This is a genomic window from Lysinibacillus alkalisoli, from assembly GCF_014643595.1.
GTDB classification, from domain to species: Bacteria; Bacillota; Bacilli; order Bacillales_A; family Planococcaceae; genus Metalysinibacillus; species Metalysinibacillus alkalisoli.
Genome location: NZ_BMJT01000008.1, coordinates 87,198 through 106,794 on the forward strand (window position 1 = coordinate 87,198; position 19,597 = coordinate 106,794).

A 19,597-nucleotide genomic window follows, 5' to 3' on the forward strand; every position below is an offset into this window, starting at 1 on the left:
CATTGATGAGGAGAAGTACATAATATGCCCTCTAAAAGAGAGATTTGCCAAAGGCTGAAAGCAAATCGAGTGAACCTATTATGGAAATGCACCTTTGAGCACTAAGCTGAAACATCAAGTAGGCTTTAGCGACTTGTCATCGTTACATGACATAAATGAGTAGAGACCATAGCGTCTCTAAATCAGAGTGGAACCACGTTTATCACGTCTCTGTCACCAATGCGGTGATAGAGACTTTTTTTATGGGAGTAACAGGAAGACAAAACGGTAGACGGTTCAGTAAAATGTAAATTATAAAACGATAAATACAAGGAGAGAGTTCATATGTCTATTCAAATTTTCAATACATTAACACGTGAAAAAGAGCCATTTGTTCCTATGGAAGAGGGTAAGGTTAAAATGTACGTGTGTGGTCCAACCGTATATAACTACATCCATATTGGGAATGCACGACCTGTTATTGTATATGATACTGTACGTCGTTACTTACAATTTAAAGGGTATGATGTAACTTTTATATCAAATTTCACAGATGTAGACGATAAAATTATCAAAGCTGCCAATGAATTAGGTGAAGATGTCTCCACATTGACAGAGCGTTTTATTCACGCCTATTTTGAAGATGTTACCGCATTAGGATGCAAAAAAGCGGATGCACACCCACGAGTTATGGAGCATATGGATGATATTATTGCTTTTATCGCAGTATTAATGGATAAGGGTTATGCTTATGAATCAGAAGGTGATGTGTATTACCGCACACGTAAATTTGATGGTTATGGTAAGTTGTCGCATCAATCTGTAGATGATTTAAAAGTTGGTGCTCGTATTGAAGCTGGTGAGAAGAAGGAAGATGCGCTAGATTTCGCTTTATGGAAGGCAGCAAAGGTCGGAGAGATTTCGTGGGATAGCCCCTGGGGGAAAGGTCGTCCGGGCTGGCATATTGAGTGTTCAGTAATGGTACGTGAACATTTAGGCGATACGATTGATATTCATGCAGGTGGACAAGATTTAACATTCCCACATCATGAGAATGAAATTGCTCAGTCAGAAGCACACAATGATAAAACTTTTGCGCGTTATTGGATGCATAACGGTTATGTTAATATTGATAATGAAAAAATGTCGAAGTCATTAGGGAACTTTGTATTAGTAAACGACATAAGACAGCAAATCGATCCACAAGTATTGCGATTCTTTATGTTATCTGTTCATTATCGTCATCCTATTAATTTTGCCAAAGAATTAGTAGAGTCAGCAGCAGCAAGTTTAGAACGAATTAAAACAGCTTATAATAATATTTCGCACCGTTTACAAACGACTACAGACTTAACTGAAGATAAAACATGGCTACTTCAAATTGATGACCAAATTAAAGCGTTTGAAGTAGCGATGGATGACGATTTTAATACTGCAAATGCTATTTCAGTATTATTTGAATTAGCACGTTTGGCAAATGTTTACTTAACTCAAGCGAATACTAGCCAACAAGTATTACAAAAGTTCTTAACAACGTTTGAGAATCTACTAGATGTATTAGGCATTACTATTAAAGATACAGCACTTTTGGATGAGGAAGTGGAACAATTAATCCAAGAACGTATTGAAGCACGCCAATCTAAAAACTTTGCGCGTTCAGATGAGATTAGAGACCTATTACAAAATAAAGGTATTATTTTAGAGGATACTCGCCAAGGTACACGCTGGAAGCGAGGTACGATAAGTGAGTAAACTCCAACCAGGTGATGTTAAACAGTTAAATGCGTTAGCACTTGCCTATATGGGTGATGCTGTTTTAGAACAACGAGTGCGTGCACATTTATTGCATAGTGGTAAAGCGCGCCCTAATACTTTACAAAAAGAAGCTATTTACTATGTGTCAGCAAAGGCACAAGCAAAAGTGATACATCGTTTACTTGAAGAAAACTATTTAACAGACTCAGAAGTTGCGACATTTAAGCGAGGGCGGAATGCAAAATCGGGTTCAGTGCCAAAAAATACAGATGTGCAAACGTATCGTAATAGCTCAGGATATGAGGCAGTGCTAGGTAGTTTGTTTTTACAAGAACAATATGAACGTGTCGATGAAATTATTACGTATGCCATTCATATTTGTGAAGAACTGAAGGGGGAAGGGAAATGAGTACACAAGAAAGTGAAATGATTTGTGGCAAGAATCCAGTGTTGGAAGCACTTCGCTCTGAACGTGAAATCAATAAAATTTGGATAGCTGAAGGCGTAAAAAAGACAGGTGTGAATGAGTTGCTAGACTTAGCCAGAGAGCGAGGCGTTTTAGTTCAGTTTGTACCTAAAAAAAAGGTGGACCAACTTGCTAATAACAGCAGTCATCAAGGAATAGTAGCTGGTGTAGCAGCTTATGATTATGCAGAGTTAGAAGATTTGTTTGCAGTTGCTAAACAAAAAGCAGAGGATCCTTTCTTTTTAATTTTAGATGAATTAGAAGACCCACATAATCTCGGCTCTATTATGAGAACAGCTGATGCTAGTGGTGTGCACGGGATTATTATTCCTAAGCGAAGAGCGGTTGGATTGACAGCCGTAGTAGCAAAAGCATCTACAGGCGCTATAGAACATGTCCCTGTTGTTCGCGTAAATAATTTATCACAAACAGTTGATGTATTAAAAGAACGAGGTGTCTGGATTGCAGGGACAGATGCTAAAAAATCTATAGACTATCGTCATATGGATGCAACTTTACCATTAGCTGTTATTATTGGTAGTGAAGGTAAAGGTATGAGTCGTATTTTAAAAGAAAAATGTGATTTTCTCTATCATCTGCCTATGGTAGGACATGTAACATCATTAAATGCTTCTGTTGCGGCTGCCTTACTCATGTATGAAGTGTATCGAAAACGTCAAGAAAAGTAGTGCGAGATGAAACATATACTTTTAGTTGACGGCTACAATATGATTGGTGCTTGGCAAGCCTTACGCCAATTACGCGATACAGACTTTGAAAGTGCTAGAGATCAATTAGTGGAACTTATGGCTGAATATCAAGCAGCTGAAGGGTATCGTGTAATTATTGTATTTGATGCGTATCTTGTACAAGGTAATGCGAGTCGATATCGTAAGAGTGGGGTAGAAGTAATATATACCGCAAAAAATGAAACGGCAGATGAACATATTGAACGTTTAACTAATGAACTGAAAGGTCGCCATGTGCAAATTCACGTAGCGACATCAGATATGACAGAACAAAATGTGATTTTTGGCAATGGTGCTTTACGAAAGTCTGCTAGAGAATTGGAAATAGAAGTGGGTATTGCTAAAAGTACGATTGATCAACAAGTGAAAGACACAAATGAAACTTCTCGTTTTTCTCGCATTTCAGCATCACCAGAAGTAATGGAAAAATTAGAACGTATGCGTCGAGGACTTTCATAATGGCCACATAATAAACGTGACTGAGGTGAGGTCGTTGGTAGAGGAAACAAAACTACTTACACAATTTGAGCAACAAACAGATGAAGAAGTGTTGACACAAATTCAAGCTGGCAATCGTGAAGCACTCGATTTTTTAATCAAAAAATACCGCATTGTCGTACTTGCTAAGTCTAAATCTTATTTTTTAATTGGCGGTGACCGAGAAGACTTAATTCAAGAAGGTATGATTGGCTTATACAAAGCTATACGAGATTATCAGCCTGATAAAAAAGCTTCGTTTAGAGTGTTTGCTGAGCTATGTATTACAAGGCAAATGATTACAGCCATTAAAACAGCAACAAGACAAAAGCATATGCCATTAAACTCTTATGTATCTTTAGATAAGCCAATCTTTGATGAGGATAAAGAGAGAACGTTGTTAGAAACCATTGTTAGCCCAACTAAAGATGAGCCAGAGTCGCTGATGTTACAACAAGAAGCAGAGATTTATATTGACGATAAAATTCAACAAGTGTTAAGCGATTTGGAGCAGCGTGTACTCAGTTTATATTTAGATGGGCAAAGTTATCATGAAATCTCAGAAGAATTGGACCGGCATGTGAAGTCAATTGATAATGCATTACAGCGAGTGAAACGTAAACTCGAACAACATATTGAGGTCAGGGAAATCTTTTAGTTCAATTTTACACTTTATTGACAGCAATAAAGTAAGGTGTTAGTCTTTAAAAGACAAAGTGCCGAGATTGGGTGAAAATATGGCAAAAAAAGTCGCTCTCAGTTGTGAGAAGTGTGGCTCACGTAATTATACAATGCCTCAAAAGCCAGATGCATCGCGTTTAGTGTTGAAAAAATTTTGTGCGCATTGTAATGAACACACATTGCATAAACAAACCGTTTAATATAAAATTTCAAGATTTAGCTGTTCGGAGGGTAAGCAAGCATGAGTAAAATTACACAGTTTTTCCGTGAAGTCGGCTCAGAAATGCGTAAAACAAGCTGGCCTAAGGGTAAAGAGCTATCAAAATATACAGTTGTCGTTATTACTACAGTAGTCTTTATGGCGCTATTCTTTGCGGCTGTTGACTTTGGTATTTCACAATTTATGAATTGGTTCTATACGCTGAAATAATAAGCGTTAGCACTACTTTAAATGGATATCGTTAAACGAAATAGCCCGTTATACTGCACGGGTTTTTTCGTTTGTTTAACAAAATAAAGGAGGGACGGACGCGCAGTCCTATTACAATATGGAGAAAAATTGGTACGTCGTTCACACATATTCAGGTTATGAAAATCGAGTGAAGCAAAATTTGGAGAAACGTGTTGAAACAATGGGAATGACGGATAAAATTTTCCGTGTCATTGTGCCAGAACGTGAAGAGACAGAATTAAAAGATGGCAAAAAGAAAACATATATGAGAAAAGTATTCCCAGGGTATGTTTTAGTGGAATTAATCATGACAGATGATTCTTGGTATGTTGTACGTAATACACCAGGAGTTACAGGCTTCATTGGTTCATCAGGTGGCGGTGCTAAACCAACGCCGTTATTACCCGAAGAAGTTGAACATTTATTAAATCAAATGGGTATGAACGAACAAAATGTAGAAATTGACTTATCAATTGATGAGGCAGTGGAAATTTTAGAAGGACCATTTGCACATTTCCAAGGACGTATCGTAACGCTAGATGCAGAGAACAATACGCTCACTGTAAGTGTAGATATGTTTGGACGCGAAACAAATATGGAGCTTGACTTCTCACAAGTTCGCAAAATTTAATGTAATTTCGACTTGCTAAGCGGAATTAAAAGTGGTATCATTTCATAGGTCAGACACGACTTTTTTTTCGTGTAGGATTATGTTAGAATTTTAATGTTATCAGTCAATAGCTGACAGACAGATATTTGAGTGGGAGGGGCAACCCAATTACCACATCACGGACTTAAGGAGGTGTGTCTCGTGGCTAAAAAAGTTACTAAGGTTGTAAAACTTCAAATCCCTGCTGGGAAAGCTAATCCAGCTCCACCGGTTGGTCCTGCATTAGGTCAAGCAGGTGTTAACATCATGGGATTCTGTAAGGAGTTCAACGCGCGTACTGCTGACCAAGCTGGTTTAGTAATTCCGGTTGAAATCTCTGTATATGAAGACCGTTCATTTACTTTCATTACAAAAACTCCACCTGCAGCGGTTCTACTTAAAGTAGCAGCTGGTATCCAAAAAGGATCTGGTGAACCAAACCGTAATAAAGTGGCAACGGTTAAACGTGATAAAGTTCGCGAAATCGCTGAAACGAAAATGCCTGACCTTAACGCAGCTTCAGTTGAAGCAGCAATGTTAATGGTTGAAGGTACTGCGCGAAGCATGGGTATTACGATTGAAGACTAATCTTTACTCATTCACTTGATGAAGTAATTGTTTTTTTGGAGGTTGCGGATTGTTCTCTTGAGAACGCGCAACCTTTATTCGTGGGAGGTAAAATTCCGCTAAAACCACAATCAAGGAGGAAATATTAAATGGCTAAAAAAGGTAAAAAGTTGCAAGATGCAGCTAAATTAATCGACCGTAATGCACTATATTCTGTTGAAGAAGCAATGGAATTAGTGAAAAAAACAAGCACAGTAAACTTTGATGCTACAGTAGAAGTTGCTTTCCGTTTAGGGATCGATACTCGTAAAAACGACCAACAAATCCGTGGTGCAGTAGTGCTACCAAACGGTACTGGTAAAACACAAAAAGTTTTAGTATTCGCTAAAGGTGAAAAACTTAAAGAAGCTGAAGCAGCAGGTGCTGACTACGTAGGCGATGCAGAATATATCCAAAAAATCCAAGGTGGCTGGTTCGATTTCGACGTAATCGTTGCGACTCCAGACATGATGGGTGAAGTTGGTAAATTAGGTCGTGTATTAGGACCAAAAGGTTTAATGCCAAACCCTAAAACAGGTACAGTTACATTTGATGTAGCTAAAGCTATCGAAGAAATTAAAGCTGGTAAAGTTGAATACCGTGCTGAAAAAGCAGGTATCATCCATGCACCGATTGGTAAAGTATCATTTGATGCAGAAAAATTAGCTGAAAACTTCTTAACTGTATTTGATGTAGTACAAAAAGCGAAGCCAGCTTCTGCTAAAGGTACTTATATGAAATCTGTAAACGTAACTTCTACAATGGGACCTGCAGTGAAAATCGATGCAGCAAACGTTGTTTCTAAATAATATAAAATTGATTGACAGGCATTAATGTTTTTGTTAATATTAACGCTGTTGTGAATCATCCATTTGTACCGTAGACAGTAGGTGTGTATAACACTTAATTTCCTACCGAGGACAACGGAATTCAGATTCTTTTTAAGATGATGACTTTCTGCCTCTATGTCTGCATGGACTATAGAGGCTTTTTTCGGTATAAATGACCCATTCTAACTAGGAGGTGTCATCAAGATGAGCCAAGCAATTGAAACAAAAAAAGGTCAAGTTCAAGAAATCGCTGAAAAATTCAAAAACGCTGCATCTGTAGTAGTTGTTGATTACCGTGGTTTAACTGTAGCTCAAGTTACAGAATTACGTAAACAACTTCGTGAAGCTGGTATTGAATATAAAGTTTATAAAAATACTTTAGTTCGCCGCGCTACAGAAGCTGAAGGTCTTGAAGGTTTAAACGAGTACTTAACAGGCCCTAATGCAATCGCTTTTTCTAATGAAGACGTTGTAGCACCAGCTAAAATCATTAATGATTTTGCTAAAGCAAACGACAAATTAGAAATTAAAGCAGGTATTATCGAAGGTAACGTATCAACAGCTGAAGATATTAAAGCTCTTGCAGAACTTCCATCACGCGAAGGTCTACTATCTATGCTTTTATCTGTACTACAAGCTCCAGTACGCAACTTCGCTCTTGCAACAAAAGCTGTTGCAGAACAAAAAGAAGAACAAGGCGCATAAGTCTAACTTCGACATACAACAAGCAGTATAATACTGCAATATAACGTAAACCGTATATAAAATAGGAGGAAATTATAATGAACAAAGATCAAATCTTAGAAGCTATCAAAGCTATGACAGTTCTTGAGTTAAACGACTTAGTAAAAGCAATCGAAGAAGAATTCGGCGTAACAGCTGCTGCACCTGTAGCAGTTATGGGTGGCGCTGGTGGCGGCGACGCTGCAGCTGAAAAAACAGAATTCGATTTAGTTCTTGCTTCAGCAGGCGACCAAAAAATTAAAGTAATCAAAGTGGTTCGTGAAATCACTGGTTTAGGCTTAAAAGAAGCTAAAGAATTAGTAGACAATGCTCCAAAAGCTCTTAAAGAAGGCATTGCTAAAGAAGAAGCAGAAGAAATGAAAGCTAAACTTGAAGAAGTAGGCGCATCTGCTGAACTTAAGTAATTTCTAACGAATTTACGATATCAGAAAGCTCGTCAACTTTTGGCGAGCTTTTCTTCATTTTTTACCTTAAGGAGTGTAAAGCGATGTCCGAACATTACTACACAAACAAACCACAAACGGAAAGTCGTCCTCAACGTTTCACGTTTAATTTGTTAGGACATTCGTTTATGTTTGAAACAGATGCTGGTGTATTTAGTAAAAGCGAAGTAGATTTTGGATCCCGCGTGCTCATTGACGCATTTGAGATGCCATCTTTAGCAGGTGATGTGTTAGATGTGGGATGTGGTTATGGACCGATTGGTTTATCCATTGCTAAAACGCATCCAGAACGCACAATACAAATGATGGATATTAATGAACGGGCTATTCACTTGAGTCAGTTAAATGCAGAGAAAAACGGAATTCAAAATGTGCATATTTTTGAGAGTGATGGGCTAACTGCTGTTACGCATGATGCAAAAATTGCAGCTGTGTTAACTAATCCGCCAATTCGAGCAGGGAAGGCGACAATATTTTCTTTTTACAAAGGTGCTTATGAGGTATTACAGCCATCAGGCGAGCTTTGGATAGTTATTCAAAAAAAGCAAGGTGCTCCTTCGACAGTTGTATATTTAGAGGAAATGTTTGAAGAAGTGACAGTAGTAACGAAGAAAAAAGGTTACTGGATTGTCAAGGCTAAAAAATAACATTTTTTCGTTATTATTGACTTGACAAACTAGATATGATAACATAATAAAATGCAAAATTATTATTTTGAGGTCGTATGCCCATTTTTATAATTGGCACGACAAGTAACATAGTTTAGTAAACCGAAAATGCGGTCTTCATATTGAGGCTCGTTTTCTTTTTGTCTTTCAGAATCATATACTATATCACTGGTTTTGAAAAGACCCATTATCGCTTTATTGAGGGGTGAATAAGTTGACAGGTCAACTAGTTCAATACGGACAACACCGCCAGCGTAGAAGCTTTGCGCGTATTAAAGAGGTGCTTGAACTTCCGAATTTAATCGAAATTCAAACCGCATCTTATGAGTGGTTCCTTGAAGAAGGTTTACGTGAAATGTTTAGAGACATTTCACCAATCGAAGATTTTACAGGCAATTTATCATTAGAATTCATTGACTACAAATTAGGTGAGCCTAAATATGATGTTGATGAAAGTAAAGAGCGCGACGTAACTTATGCAGCACCACTTCGCGTTAAAGTTCGACTTCATAATCGCGAAACAGACGAAGTGAAAGAACAAGATGTATTCATGGGTGACTTCCCGCTAATGACAGAAACAGGCACATTTATTATTAATGGTGCTGAACGTGTTATCGTTTCTCAATTAGTACGTTCACCAAGTGTATATTTCCACGATAAAACAGATAAAAATGGTAAACGTGGGTTTGGTGCAACTGTTATTCCAAACCGTGGTGCATGGTTAGAGTACGAAACAGATGCTAAAGACGTTGTATATGTACGTATTGATCGTACACGTAAATTGCCAGTCACTGTTTTATTACGTGCGTTAGGTTTAGGCTCCGACCAAGAAATCACAGATGTTATTGGTGACAATGAGTACTTGCGTAACACATTAGAAAAAGATAGTACAGAAAGCACTGAAAAGGCGCTATTAGAAATTTATGAGCGCTTACGTCCAGGTGAGCCACCTACAGTTGAAAGTGCTAAAAGTTTATTATATTCACGCTTCTTTGATGCAAAACGTTATGATTTAGCAAACGTTGGGCGTTACAAAATGAATAAAAAATTACACATCAAAAATCGTTTGTTTAACCAAACGATTGCTGAAACATTAGTTGATCCTGAAACGGGTGAAATTTTAGTAGAAGCAGGCACATTACTAGACCGTCGTACGTTAGATCGTATTTTACCATTCCTTGAAGATACTGAAAAAGGCATTGGTATTCGTACAATCAAGCAAGTTGGCGGCGTTTTAGAAGATGATATTACAGTGCAATCGATTAAAATTCTTGCGCCTAAAGATGATGTGCAAAAAGAAATTAATATTATTAGCAATGCTTATGTAGAAGAAGAAGTAAAAAATATTACGCCTTCTGATATTATTTCATCTATTAGTTATTTCTTTAACTTATTATATAAAGTAGGCTCAACAGATGATATTGATCACTTAGGTAATCGTCGTCTACGTTCAGTAGGTGAGTTACTACAAAATCAATTCCGTATTGGTTTATCTCGTATGGAGCGTGTAGTTAAAGAGCGTATGTCAATTAACGATACCGCTTCTATCGTGCCACAACAATTAATTAATATTCGTCCAGTTATTGCATCTATTAAAGAATTCTTTGGTAGTTCGCAATTATCGCAATTCATGGATCAAACTAACCCGCTTGCAGAGTTAACACATAAACGTCGTTTATCTGCTTTAGGGCCTGGTGGTTTAACGCGTGAGCGTGCAGGCTTTGAGGTTCGTGACGTGCATTATTCTCACTATGGTCGCATGTGTCCTATTGAAACACCTGAGGGACCAAACATTGGGTTAATTAACTCATTATCCTCATTTGCTAAAGTGAATAAATTTGGCTTTATTGAAACACCATATCGTCGTATTGACCATGAAACAGGTCAAGTGACAACACAAATTGATTATTTAACAGCTGATGAAGAAGATAACTACTATGTAGCTCAAGCTAACTCCGAGTTAAATGCAGATGGTACATTTGCTAATGATGAAGTAGTAGGTCGTTTCCGAGGCGATAATACAGTATTTAAAAAAGAACAAATTGATTACATGGATGTATCGCCAAAACAAGTTGTTTCAGCGGCAACAGCGTGTATTCCGTTCTTAGAAAACGATGACTCAAACCGTGCTTTAATGGGTGCGAACATGCAACGTCAAGCAGTTCCATTATTAAATCCAGAGTCACCATTTGTTGGTACAGGTATGGAGCATGTTGATGCTCGAGATTCAGGTGCTGCGGTCGTTGCAAAATATGATGGTATTGTAGAACATGTTGAAGCTCGAAAAATTCAAGTCCGTCGTATTGAGACAATTGATGGCAAAGAAGTTAAGGGCGATTTAACAACATATAAGTTGCAGAAATTTATTCGTTCTAACCAAGGTACATCTTATAACCAACGTCCAATCGTTCAAATTGGGGATCGTGTAAAACCGCTTGATATTTTAGCGGATGGGCCATCAATGGAACTTGGTGAATTAGCACTTGGACGAAATGTACTCGTTGCTTTCATGACATGGGATGGCTTTAACTATGAAGATGCCATCATTATGAGTGAGCGTCTAGTAAAAGATGATGTATACACATCTGTTCATATTGAAGAATATGAATCAGAATCACGTGATACAAAATTAGGGCCAGAAGAAATTACACGCGATATTCCAAACGTTGGGGAAGATGCCTTACGCAATTTAGATGAGCGAGGTATTATTCGTATCGGTGCTGAAGTGCGTGATGGCGATATTCTTGTTGGTAAAGTAACGCCTAAAGGTGTAACCGAGTTAACAGCTGAAGAACGTTTATTACATGCCATCTTTGGAGAGAAAGCACGTGAAGTGCGTGATACTTCATTGCGAGTACCACATGGTGCAGGTGGTATAGTTTTAGATGTTAAAGTCTTTAATCGTGAAGATGGAGATGAGTTACCACCAGGCGTAAATCAACTTGTACGTGTATATATTGTACAAAAACGTAAAATCCGTGTTGGGGATAAAATGGCTGGTCGTCATGGTAACAAAGGTGTTATCTCACGTATTTTACCAGAAGAAGATATGCCATTTATGCCAGATGGCACACCTGTAGACATCATGTTAAACCCACTTGGTGTACCTTCACGTATGAACATTGGTCAAGTATTAGAGTTGCATTTAGGTATGGCAGCACGTTACTTAGGTGTTCATATGGCAACGCCAGTATTTGATGGTGCAAATGAAGAAGATGTTTGGGAAACAATGGAAGAAGCAGGCATGAACCGTGACGGTAAAACGATTTTATATGATGGACGCTCAGGTGAGCCATTTGATAGTCGTGTTTCTGTTGGGATCATGTATATGATCAAGTTAGCCCACATGGTTGACGATAAACTTCATGCTCGTTCAACAGGACCATACTCATTAGTTACGCAACAACCACTAGGTGGTAAAGCGCAATTTGGTGGACAACGTTTTGGTGAGATGGAGGTTTGGGCACTTGAAGCATATGGTGCAGCGTACACATTACAAGAAATCTTAACAGTGAAATCAGATGACGTTGTAGGACGTGTTAAAACATATGAAGCTATTGTTAAAGGTGAAAGTGTGCCAGAGCCAGGTGTTCCTGAATCGTTTAAAGTATTAATTAAAGAATTGCAAAGTTTAGGTATGGATGTAAAAATGCTAACGATCAATGATGAAGAAGTAGAACTTCGTGACTTAGATGAGGAAGAAGATTTACAATCCACACATTCCTTGAACTTACCGCAAGAAGAAACTGTAGAAGTAGAATAAAAAGGTGAGCGTGTGTAAGGCACGCTCCACTTTATGTGATATAACAATGGTTGAGCTACGAAAAAAAGTCATGAGACTAGACTAGAGGGAGGTAGGCTCCTTGATAGACGTTAATGAATTTGAGTATATGAAAATTGGTTTAGCATCACCAGATAAAATCCGTTCGTGGTCATATGGTGAAGTTAAAAAACCTGAAACGATTAACTATCGTACATTAAAGCCTGAGAAAGACGGTTTATTCTGTGAGCGTATTTTCGGTCCAACGAAGGACTGGGAATGTCATTGTGGTAAATATAAACGTGTTCGATATAAAGGTGTAGTATGTGATCGTTGTGGTGTTGAAGTAACACGTGCAAAAGTGCGTCGTGAGCGCATGGGGCATATTGAATTAGCAGCACCAGTTTCACATATTTGGTACTTTAAAGGTATTCCTAGCCGTATGGGATTAATTTTAGACATGTCACCTCGTACACTAGAAGAAGTAATTTACTTTGCTTCCTATGTCGTGACAGATGCAGGTAAGACAGGCTTAGATTATAAACAATTGTTATCTGAAAAAGAATACCGTATTTATCGTGAAAAATTCGGTTCGGATTTTGAAGCAGGTATGGGTGCAGAAGCAATTAAAAAGCTTTTAAGCAAAATTGACTTAGAAGAAGAAACGCGCGTGTTGAAGGAAGAGTTAAAAACAGCGCAAGGGCAACGCCGTACACGTGCTATTAAACGTTTAGAAGTAGTAGAATCTTTCCGTCATTCAGGAAATATGCCTGAGTGGATGATTTTAGATGTATTACCTGTTATCCCACCAGAATTACGCCCAATGGTGCAATTAGACGGTGGACGTTTTGCAACAAGTGATTTGAACGATTTATATCGCCGTGTGATTAACCGTAATAATCGTTTAAAACGTTTATTAGACTTAGGCGCACCAAGTATTATCGTACAAAACGAAAAACGTATGTTACAAGAAGCTGTAGATGCGTTAATTGACAACGGTCGTCGTGGTCGTCCAGTAACTGGACCAGGTAATCGACCATTAAAATCATTATCACATATGTTAAAAGGTAAACAAGGTCGTTTCCGTCAAAACTTACTTGGTAAACGTGTTGACTATTCTGGTCGTTCGGTTATCGTAGTAGGACCTAACTTGAAAATGTACCAATGTGGTTTACCAAAAGAAATGGCTATTGAATTATTTAAACCGTTTGTAATGAAAGAATTAGTAGAACGTGGTTTAGCACATAATATTAAATCTGCTAAACGTAAAATTGAACGTTTGCACAATGATGTATGGGATGTACTTGAAGAAGTCATTCGTGAGCACCCTGTATTATTAAACCGTGCACCTACGCTTCACCGTTTAGGTATTCAAGCATTTGAGCCAACTCTAGTAGAAGGCCGTGCTATTCGTTTGCATCCATTAGTATGTACAGCATATAATGCTGACTTTGATGGTGACCAAATGGCTGTCCATGTGCCTTTATCAGCAGAAGCACAAGCAGAAGCACGTTTGTTAATGCTAGCTGCACAAAACATTCTAAACCCTAAAGATGGTAAACCAGTTGTAACACCATCTCAAGATATGGTATTAGGTAACTACTACCTAACTTTAGAACGTGAAGGTGCTCGTGGTGAGGGTAGCATTTTCCATGATCCAGATGAAGTATTAATTGCTTATCAAAATGGGCATGTTCACTTGCATACACGTATTGCATTACAAGCTAACTCGTTAAATAATCAAACGTTTACAGAAGAACAAAATAGTAAATTCTTATTAACTTCTGTAGGTAAAGTAATCTTTAATGAAATTTTACCAGAAACATTCCCATATATTAACGAGCCAACAAATCATAATTTAGAAGTCGAAACGCCAGGACAATACTTTGTTAATCTAACAGTTACAGACGAAATGTTACAAGCGTTAGAGGCGGATGCTGACTACAAAGCTTTATCAGAGCAAGAACAAATTACAGCACAGCGCCAAGCAATTGTTAAAAAATACTTTGCTGAAGTGCCAGCAGTAGCCCCATTCCGTAAGAAGTTTTTAGGAAATATTATTGCTGAAGTGTTTAAACGCTTCCACATTACTGAAACATCTCGCATGCTTGACCGCATGAAAGATTTAGGCTTTAAATATTCGACGCGAGCAGGTATTACTGTAGGTGTATCAGACATCGTGGTATTACCTGATAAAGGTGAGATTTTACAAGAAGCACAAGAAAAAGTAGATAAAGTTCAAATGCAATTCCGCCGTGGTTTAATTACGGAAGATGAGCGTTACGAACGTGTTATTGCAAGCTGGAGTAAAGCTAAAGACGAGATTCAAGCTAAACTGATGGACTCTTTAGAAAAAACAAATCCAATCTTCATGATGAGTGACTCTGGTGCTCGTGGTAACGCATCTAACTTTACACAATTAGCAGGTATGCGTGGTCTTATGGCCAACCCGGCTGGTCGAATTATTGAATTACCAATCAAATCTTCATTCCGTGAAGGTTTAACAGTATTAGAGTACTTTATTTCTACCCATGGTGCGCGTAAAGGTCTTGCCGATACAGCACTTAAAACAGCCGATTCAGGTTACCTAACTCGTCGTCTTGTTGATGTGGCTCAAGATGTTATTGTACGAGAAGATGACTGTGGCACAGACCGCAGCCTAACAATTGGTGCGCTGATGGAAGGCACAGAAGTGATTGAAACGTTAGAAGAACGTATTGTGGGACGTCATACTAAGAAAACAATCTTCCATCCAGAAACGGAAGAAGTTATTTTAGAAACAGATGGCTTAATTACCCAAGATGTTGCACGTAAAATTGTTGAGGCAGGCATTGAACAAGTGGCGATTCGCTCAGCATTTACATGTAATACAAAACATGGTGTATGTAAAAAATGTTATGGTATTAACTTAGCAACAGGCGAAAATGTAGAAGTCGGCGAGGCGGTAGGTATTATCGCAGCACAATCTATTGGTGAGCCAGGTACACAGTTAACCATGCGTACATTCCATACAGGTGGGGTAGCCGGAGACGATATTACTCAAGGTCTTCCTCGTATCCAAGAAATCTTTGAAGCACGTAACCCTAAAGGTCAAGCTGTCATCTCTGAAATTGCAGGTGCTGTTACAGAGATCGATGAAATCCGTGAGGGGCTAAAAGAATTAACGATTACAGGCGATGTTGAAACGCGTAAATACCAAGCACCATATAATGCACGTTTAAAAGTGCAAGTAGGTGATACGGTAGAGCGTGGCCAAAGCCTAACAGAAGGTTCCATTGATCCTAAACAATTATTAAAAGTTAAAGATGTCGCATCTGTTCAAGATTACTTATTAAAAGAAGTACAAAAAGTATACCGTATGCAAGGGGTAGAAATCGGCGATAAACACGTTGAGGTAATGGTGCGTCAAATGTTGCGCAAAGTACGTGTGATCGAAGCTGGAGATACAGACTTATTACCAGGTTCGTTGCTAGATATCCACCAATTTGCAGAGGCTAATGCAGAAATTATTATGACGGGTAAAAATCCTGCAACTTGTCGCCCTGTTATTTTAGGTATCACAAAAGCTTCTCTTGAAACAGAATCATTCTTATCTGCTGCTTCATTCCAAGAAACAACACGTGTATTAACAGATGCAGCAATTAAAGGTAAGCGTGATGAATTGTTAGGTCTTAAAGAAAACGTTATTATCGGTAAATTAGTACCAGCTGGTACAGGTATGCAACGTTATCGTCAGATTGAGATCGAACAAGACATTGTAACATCAGAGGAAGTATTGACAGTAGAATAACTGTGTAAAATAAAGGCTTGCTCAAGTATTTGAGCAAGCCTTTTCTATAGATAAATAGTTGACATATCATAATTACAATGATAAAATGTTCAAGGTTGATAGTTAGTTTAATGCAAGTTATTTGTGTAATTCAGCTATCATAGGTACAAAGCAAGCAGTAAACAATACAAATTTGTAAAATCAATAAGCTTAAAATGCTTGGTGTAGATGGATGAGTGATTGATATGGCCATTACTTTCGCGAAAGCATTCGATATACTTATTATTCTCATTAAGTACAAAGCTTGATCCTACATTTTGGATAACTGTTTAAACTGCAAAAATTGCACTCGTTGCAAAGTAGTTTTTGTGTATAAATCACAAAAACTTTGTTTTTACCCAAAAATGAACCACCTGGATGTGTGGTATTAAGTTTAGGAAGGGAGGCCCTATCGATGCCTACAATTAACCAATTAGTACGTAAGCCTCGTAAATCACAAAGCACGAAATCAAAATCACCAGCGTTAAACCGAGGTTACAATAGCTTCAAAAAAGCGCCAACAACTGTAAACTCTCCACAAAAACGTGGTGTTTGTACTCGTGTTGGTACAATGACACCTAAAAAACCTAACTCAGCGTTACGTAAGTATGCACGTGTACGTTTAACTAACCAAATCGAAGTTAACGCGTATATTCCTGGTGAAGGCCATAACTTACAAGAGCACAGTGTTGTTCTTATTCGTGGCGGTCGTGTAAAAGACTTACCTGGTGTACGTTACCATATCGTACGTGGTGCGCTTGATACAGCAGCTGTACAAGGACGTATGCAATCACGTTCTCACTACGGTGCTAAAAAGCCAAAAGAAAAAAAATAATCATACTATAGTTTCACTACATGTTGAAAGGAGGAAAACACATGCCTCGTAAAGGTTCTGTTTCCAAACGTGACGTGTTACCAGATCCGATTTATAATTCGAAATTGGTTACTCGTTTAATTAATAAAATGATGGTTGACGGTAAAAAAGGTACTTCTCAAAAGATTTTATACGGTGCATTTGAATTAGTTCAAGAACGCACAGGTGAAAATCCAATCGAAGTATTCGAAGCTGCATTAGAAAATGTAATGCCAGTTCTAGAAGTACGTGCTCGTCGTGTTGGTGGTTCTAACTACCAAGTACCGGTTGAAGTTCGTCCAGAACGCCGTACAACTTTAGGTTTACGCTACATTGTTAACTATTCACGCCTACGTGGAGAAAAAACAATGGAAGAGCGTTTAGCTAACGAAATTATCGATGCATCAAACAACACTGGTGCTTCTGTTAAGAAACGTGAAGAAATGCACAAAATGGCGGAAGCTAACAGAGCATTCGCTCACTACCGCTGGTAATCCTAAATCGGCGTAAGCCAACTTATTCGGAAGGAGAAATATCCTATGAAACGCGAATTCTCTCTAGAGAAAACACGTAATATTGGGATCATGGCTCATATTGATGCTGGTAAAACAACAACAACAGAGCGTATCCTTTATTACACTGGTAAAATTCATAAAATCGGTGAAACTCACGATGGCGGCGCACAAATGGACTGGATGGAGCAAGAGCAAGAACGTGGTATCACAATCACGTCTGCTGCGACAACAGCTCAATGGGACAACCACCGTATTAACATCATCGATACTCCTGGACACGTAGACTTCACTGTAGAAGTTGAACGTTCATTACGTGTACTTGATGGTGCTGTAACAGTACTTGATGCTCAATCAGGTGTTGAGCCACAAACTGAAACAGTTTGGCGTCAAGCTACAACTTATGGCGTTCCACGTATCGTATTCATTAATAAAATGGATAAAATGGGCGCTAACTTCTTATACTCTGTAGGTACACTACATGACCGTTTAGAAGCAAATGCACACCCAATTCAATTACCAATGGGTGCTGAGGACGAGTTCCACGGTATCATTGACTTAGTTGAAATGAATGCTACTTTCTACGGTAATGACCTAGGTACAGAAGTTACTGAAGGTGAAATTCCTGAAGAATATCAAGCACAAGCTGAAGAATACCGCGAGAAATTAATCGAAGGTATTGCTGATGTAAACGAAGAAATCATGGAAAAATACTTCTCTGGTGAAGAAATTACTACAGATGAGCTTAAAGCGGCTATCCGTAAAGCTACAATTGCAGTAGAATTCTACCCAGTAATGTGTGGTACAGCGTTTAAACATAAAGGTGTACGTAAAATGTTAGATGCGGCAGTAGCTTATCTACCAGCACCAACTGATGTACCTGCTATCCAAGGTATTCGTCCTGATTCTGATGAAGAGGTTGTTCGCCATTCTTCAGACGATGAGCCATTCTCAGCTCTTGCGTTTAAAGTAATGACAGACCCATTCGTTGGTAAGTTAACATTCTTCCGTGTGTACTCTGGTATTTTACAATCAGGTTCATACGTACAAAACTCTTCAAAAGGTAAACGTGAACGTGTAGGTCGTATCCTACAAATGCACGCTAACTCTCGTGAAGAAATTGCAGAAGTATTCGCAGGGGATATTGCTGCAGCAGTAGGTCTTAAAGATACAAGTACTGGTGATACACTATGTGATGAAAAAGATTTAGTAATCTTAGAGTCTATGGAATTCCCAGAGCCTGTTATCTCACTTTCTGTAGAACCAAAATCTAAAGCTGACCAAGATAAAATGGGTCAAGCATTAGCTAAACTACAAGAAGAAGACCCAACTTTCCGTGCACATACAGACCAAGAAACTGGTCAAACAATCATCTCAGGTATGGGTGAGCTTCACCTTGATATCTTAGTTGACCGTATGCGCCGTGAATTTAAAGTAGATGCTAACGTAGGTGCTCCACAGGTTTCTTACCGTGAGACTTTCCGTAGCTCTGCACAAGTTGAAGGTAAATTCGTACGCCAATCAGGTGGTCGTGGTCAATTCGGTCACGTTTGGATTGAGTTTACACCAAACGAAGAAGGTAAAGGTTTTGAATTCGAAAACGCTATCGTTGGTGGTGTAGTTCCTCGTGAATACATTCCAGCTGTTGAAGCAGGTCTTCGTGACGCGCTTGACAATGGTGTATTAGCAGGTTACCCATTAATCGACGTTAAAGCTAAACTATATGATGGTTCATACCATGATGTTGACTCTAACGAGATGGCATTCAAAATCGCTGCTTCTATGGCACTTAAAAATGCAGTTTCAAAATGTAACCCTGTGTTATTAGAACCTGTAATGAAAGTAGAAGTAGTTATGCCTGAAGAATATTTAGGTGACGTTATGGGTAACATCACTTCTCGCCGTGGTCGCGTAGAAGGTATGGAAGCTCGTGGTAACGCACAAGTAGTTCGCGCAATGGTTCCACTTTCTGAAATGTTCGGTTACGCAACTACATTACGTTCTTCAACTCAAGGTCGCGGTACATTCTCTATGGTGTTTGATCACTATGAAGAAGTTCCAAAATCGATCTCTGATGATATCATCAAAAAAAATAAAGGTGAATAATTGAAATTTCATCTTGCATAAAGTATAACTAATTTGTAAGCTATGATTGCAAAGGTAACA

18 protein-coding genes and 2 other annotated features (1 of these 20 running past the window's edge) are annotated in these 19,597 nt (G+C 38.5%); all 18 genes read left to right on the forward strand.

Annotated features, from left to right (window positions below):
• Positions 1–215: a binding site (T-box leader), on the forward strand (it extends 7 nt beyond the left edge of the window).
• A 109-nt stretch (positions 216–324) separates the two neighbouring features.
• Positions 325–1,731, forward strand: a complete 1,407-nt coding sequence (gene cysS / locus IEW44_RS12285) for a cysteine--tRNA ligase (protein WP_188615347.1) — start codon at positions 325–327, stop codon at positions 1,729–1,731.
• A gap of 49 nt (positions 1,732–1,780) precedes the next feature.
• Positions 1,781–2,143, forward strand: coding sequence for a Mini-ribonuclease 3 (locus tag IEW44_RS12290; RefSeq protein ID WP_188615428.1), 363 nt, complete (start codon positions 1,781–1,783; stop codon positions 2,141–2,143).
• Positions 2,140–2,889: a 23S rRNA (guanosine(2251)-2'-O)-methyltransferase RlmB gene (gene rlmB / locus IEW44_RS12295; RefSeq protein ID WP_188615348.1), complete on the forward strand. Its 750-nt coding sequence runs from the start codon at positions 2,140–2,142 to the stop codon at positions 2,887–2,889. Before IEW44_RS12290 ends, rlmB begins: the two co-directional genes overlap by 4 nt.
• Positions 2,890–2,895: 6 nt before the next feature.
• Positions 2,896–3,408 (forward strand): NYN domain-containing protein, encoded by a 513-nt coding sequence (locus tag IEW44_RS12300; RefSeq protein ID WP_188615349.1) that lies wholly within the window; start codon positions 2,896–2,898, stop codon positions 3,406–3,408.
• A gap of 34 nt (positions 3,409–3,442) precedes the next feature.
• Positions 3,443–4,084, forward strand: a complete 642-nt coding sequence (sigH, locus tag IEW44_RS12305; protein ID WP_229704234.1) for an RNA polymerase sporulation sigma factor SigH — start codon at positions 3,443–3,445, stop codon at positions 4,082–4,084.
• A 79-nt stretch (positions 4,085–4,163) separates the two neighbouring features.
• Positions 4,164–4,307: a 50S ribosomal protein L33 gene (rpmG, locus tag IEW44_RS12310; protein WP_188615351.1), complete on the forward strand. Its 144-nt coding sequence runs from the start codon at positions 4,164–4,166 to the stop codon at positions 4,305–4,307.
• A 41-nt stretch (positions 4,308–4,348) separates the two neighbouring features.
• Positions 4,349–4,537 carry a preprotein translocase subunit SecE gene (gene secE / locus IEW44_RS12315; RefSeq protein ID WP_188615352.1) on the forward strand — a complete coding sequence of 63 codons (189 nt, stop codon included), beginning with the start codon at positions 4,349–4,351 and terminating at the stop codon, positions 4,535–4,537.
• 118 nt (positions 4,538–4,655) lie between these two features.
• Positions 4,656–5,189 (forward strand): transcription termination/antitermination protein NusG, encoded by a 534-nt coding sequence (gene nusG / locus IEW44_RS12320; RefSeq protein ID WP_188615353.1) that lies wholly within the window; start codon positions 4,656–4,658, stop codon positions 5,187–5,189.
• A 180-nt stretch (positions 5,190–5,369) separates the two neighbouring features.
• Positions 5,370–5,795: a 50S ribosomal protein L11 gene (gene rplK, locus IEW44_RS12325; protein WP_188615354.1), complete on the forward strand. Its 426-nt coding sequence runs from the start codon at positions 5,370–5,372 to the stop codon at positions 5,793–5,795.
• 128 nt (positions 5,796–5,923) lie between these two features.
• Positions 5,924–6,622: a 50S ribosomal protein L1 gene (gene rplA / locus IEW44_RS12330; RefSeq protein WP_188615355.1), complete on the forward strand. Its 699-nt coding sequence runs from the start codon at positions 5,924–5,926 to the stop codon at positions 6,620–6,622.
• 50 nt (positions 6,623–6,672) lie between these two features.
• Positions 6,673–6,817: a sequence feature (ribosomal protein L10 leader region), on the forward strand.
• Positions 6,818–6,847: 30 nt separating this feature from the next.
• A complete protein-coding gene (rplJ, locus tag IEW44_RS12335; protein WP_188615356.1) occupies positions 6,848–7,348 on the forward strand; it encodes a 50S ribosomal protein L10 in 501 nt (166 codons plus the stop codon).
• Positions 7,349–7,425: 77 nt separating this feature from the next.
• Positions 7,426–7,791 carry a 50S ribosomal protein L7/L12 gene (rplL, locus tag IEW44_RS12340; RefSeq protein WP_188615357.1) on the forward strand — a complete coding sequence of 122 codons (366 nt, stop codon included), beginning with the start codon at positions 7,426–7,428 and terminating at the stop codon, positions 7,789–7,791.
• 83 nt (positions 7,792–7,874) lie between these two features.
• Positions 7,875–8,477, forward strand: coding sequence for a class I SAM-dependent methyltransferase (locus IEW44_RS12345; RefSeq protein WP_188615358.1), 603 nt, complete (start codon positions 7,875–7,877; stop codon positions 8,475–8,477).
• Positions 8,478–8,703: 226 nt separating this feature from the next.
• A complete protein-coding gene (gene rpoB, locus IEW44_RS12350) occupies positions 8,704–12,261 on the forward strand; it encodes a DNA-directed RNA polymerase subunit beta (protein WP_188615359.1) in 3,558 nt (1,185 codons plus the stop codon).
• A gap of 100 nt (positions 12,262–12,361) precedes the next feature.
• Complete coding sequence (gene rpoC / locus IEW44_RS12355) at positions 12,362–16,048, forward strand: DNA-directed RNA polymerase subunit beta' (protein WP_188615360.1); 3,687 nt, start codon at positions 12,362–12,364, stop codon at positions 16,046–16,048.
• Positions 16,049–16,481: 433 nt separating this feature from the next.
• Positions 16,482–16,901 (forward strand): 30S ribosomal protein S12, encoded by a 420-nt coding sequence (gene rpsL / locus IEW44_RS12360; RefSeq protein WP_188615361.1) that lies wholly within the window; start codon positions 16,482–16,484, stop codon positions 16,899–16,901.
• Between the two features lie 41 nt (positions 16,902–16,942).
• Positions 16,943–17,413 (forward strand): 30S ribosomal protein S7, encoded by a 471-nt coding sequence (gene rpsG / locus IEW44_RS12365; RefSeq protein ID WP_188615362.1) that lies wholly within the window; start codon positions 16,943–16,945, stop codon positions 17,411–17,413.
• Between the two features lie 45 nt (positions 17,414–17,458).
• Positions 17,459–19,537, forward strand: a complete 2,079-nt coding sequence (gene fusA, locus IEW44_RS12370; protein ID WP_188615363.1) for an elongation factor G — start codon at positions 17,459–17,461, stop codon at positions 19,535–19,537.
• Positions 19,538–19,597 lie beyond the last annotated feature (60 nt).

Coding starts and splice junctions, on each gene's coding strand:
- nusG (WP_188615353.1), top strand. CDS start 4,656: ATGGAGAAAAATTGGTACGTCGTTCACACATATTCAGGTTATGAAAAT.
- rpsG (WP_188615362.1), top strand. CDS start 16,943: ATGCCTCGTAAAGGTTCTGTTTCCAAACGTGACGTGTTACCAGATCCG.
- rplA (WP_188615355.1), top strand. CDS start 5,924: ATGGCTAAAAAAGGTAAAAAGTTGCAAGATGCAGCTAAATTAATCGAC.
- rplJ (WP_188615356.1), top strand. CDS start 6,848: ATGAGCCAAGCAATTGAAACAAAAAAAGGTCAAGTTCAAGAAATCGCT.
- fusA (WP_188615363.1), top strand. CDS start 17,459: ATGAAACGCGAATTCTCTCTAGAGAAAACACGTAATATTGGGATCATG.
- rpsL (WP_188615361.1), top strand. CDS start 16,482: ATGCCTACAATTAACCAATTAGTACGTAAGCCTCGTAAATCACAAAGC.
- IEW44_RS12345 (WP_188615358.1), top strand. CDS start 7,875: ATGTCCGAACATTACTACACAAACAAACCACAAACGGAAAGTCGTCCT.
- rpmG (WP_188615351.1), top strand. CDS start 4,164: ATGGCAAAAAAAGTCGCTCTCAGTTGTGAGAAGTGTGGCTCACGTAAT.
- rlmB (WP_188615348.1), top strand. CDS start 2,140: ATGAGTACACAAGAAAGTGAAATGATTTGTGGCAAGAATCCAGTGTTG.
- IEW44_RS12300 (WP_188615349.1), top strand. CDS start 2,896: ATGAAACATATACTTTTAGTTGACGGCTACAATATGATTGGTGCTTGG.
- IEW44_RS12290 (WP_188615428.1), top strand. CDS start 1,781: ATGGGTGATGCTGTTTTAGAACAACGAGTGCGTGCACATTTATTGCAT.
- cysS (WP_188615347.1), top strand. CDS start 325: ATGTCTATTCAAATTTTCAATACATTAACACGTGAAAAAGAGCCATTT.
- secE (WP_188615352.1), top strand. CDS start 4,349: ATGAGTAAAATTACACAGTTTTTCCGTGAAGTCGGCTCAGAAATGCGT.
- rplL (WP_188615357.1), top strand. CDS start 7,426: ATGAACAAAGATCAAATCTTAGAAGCTATCAAAGCTATGACAGTTCTT.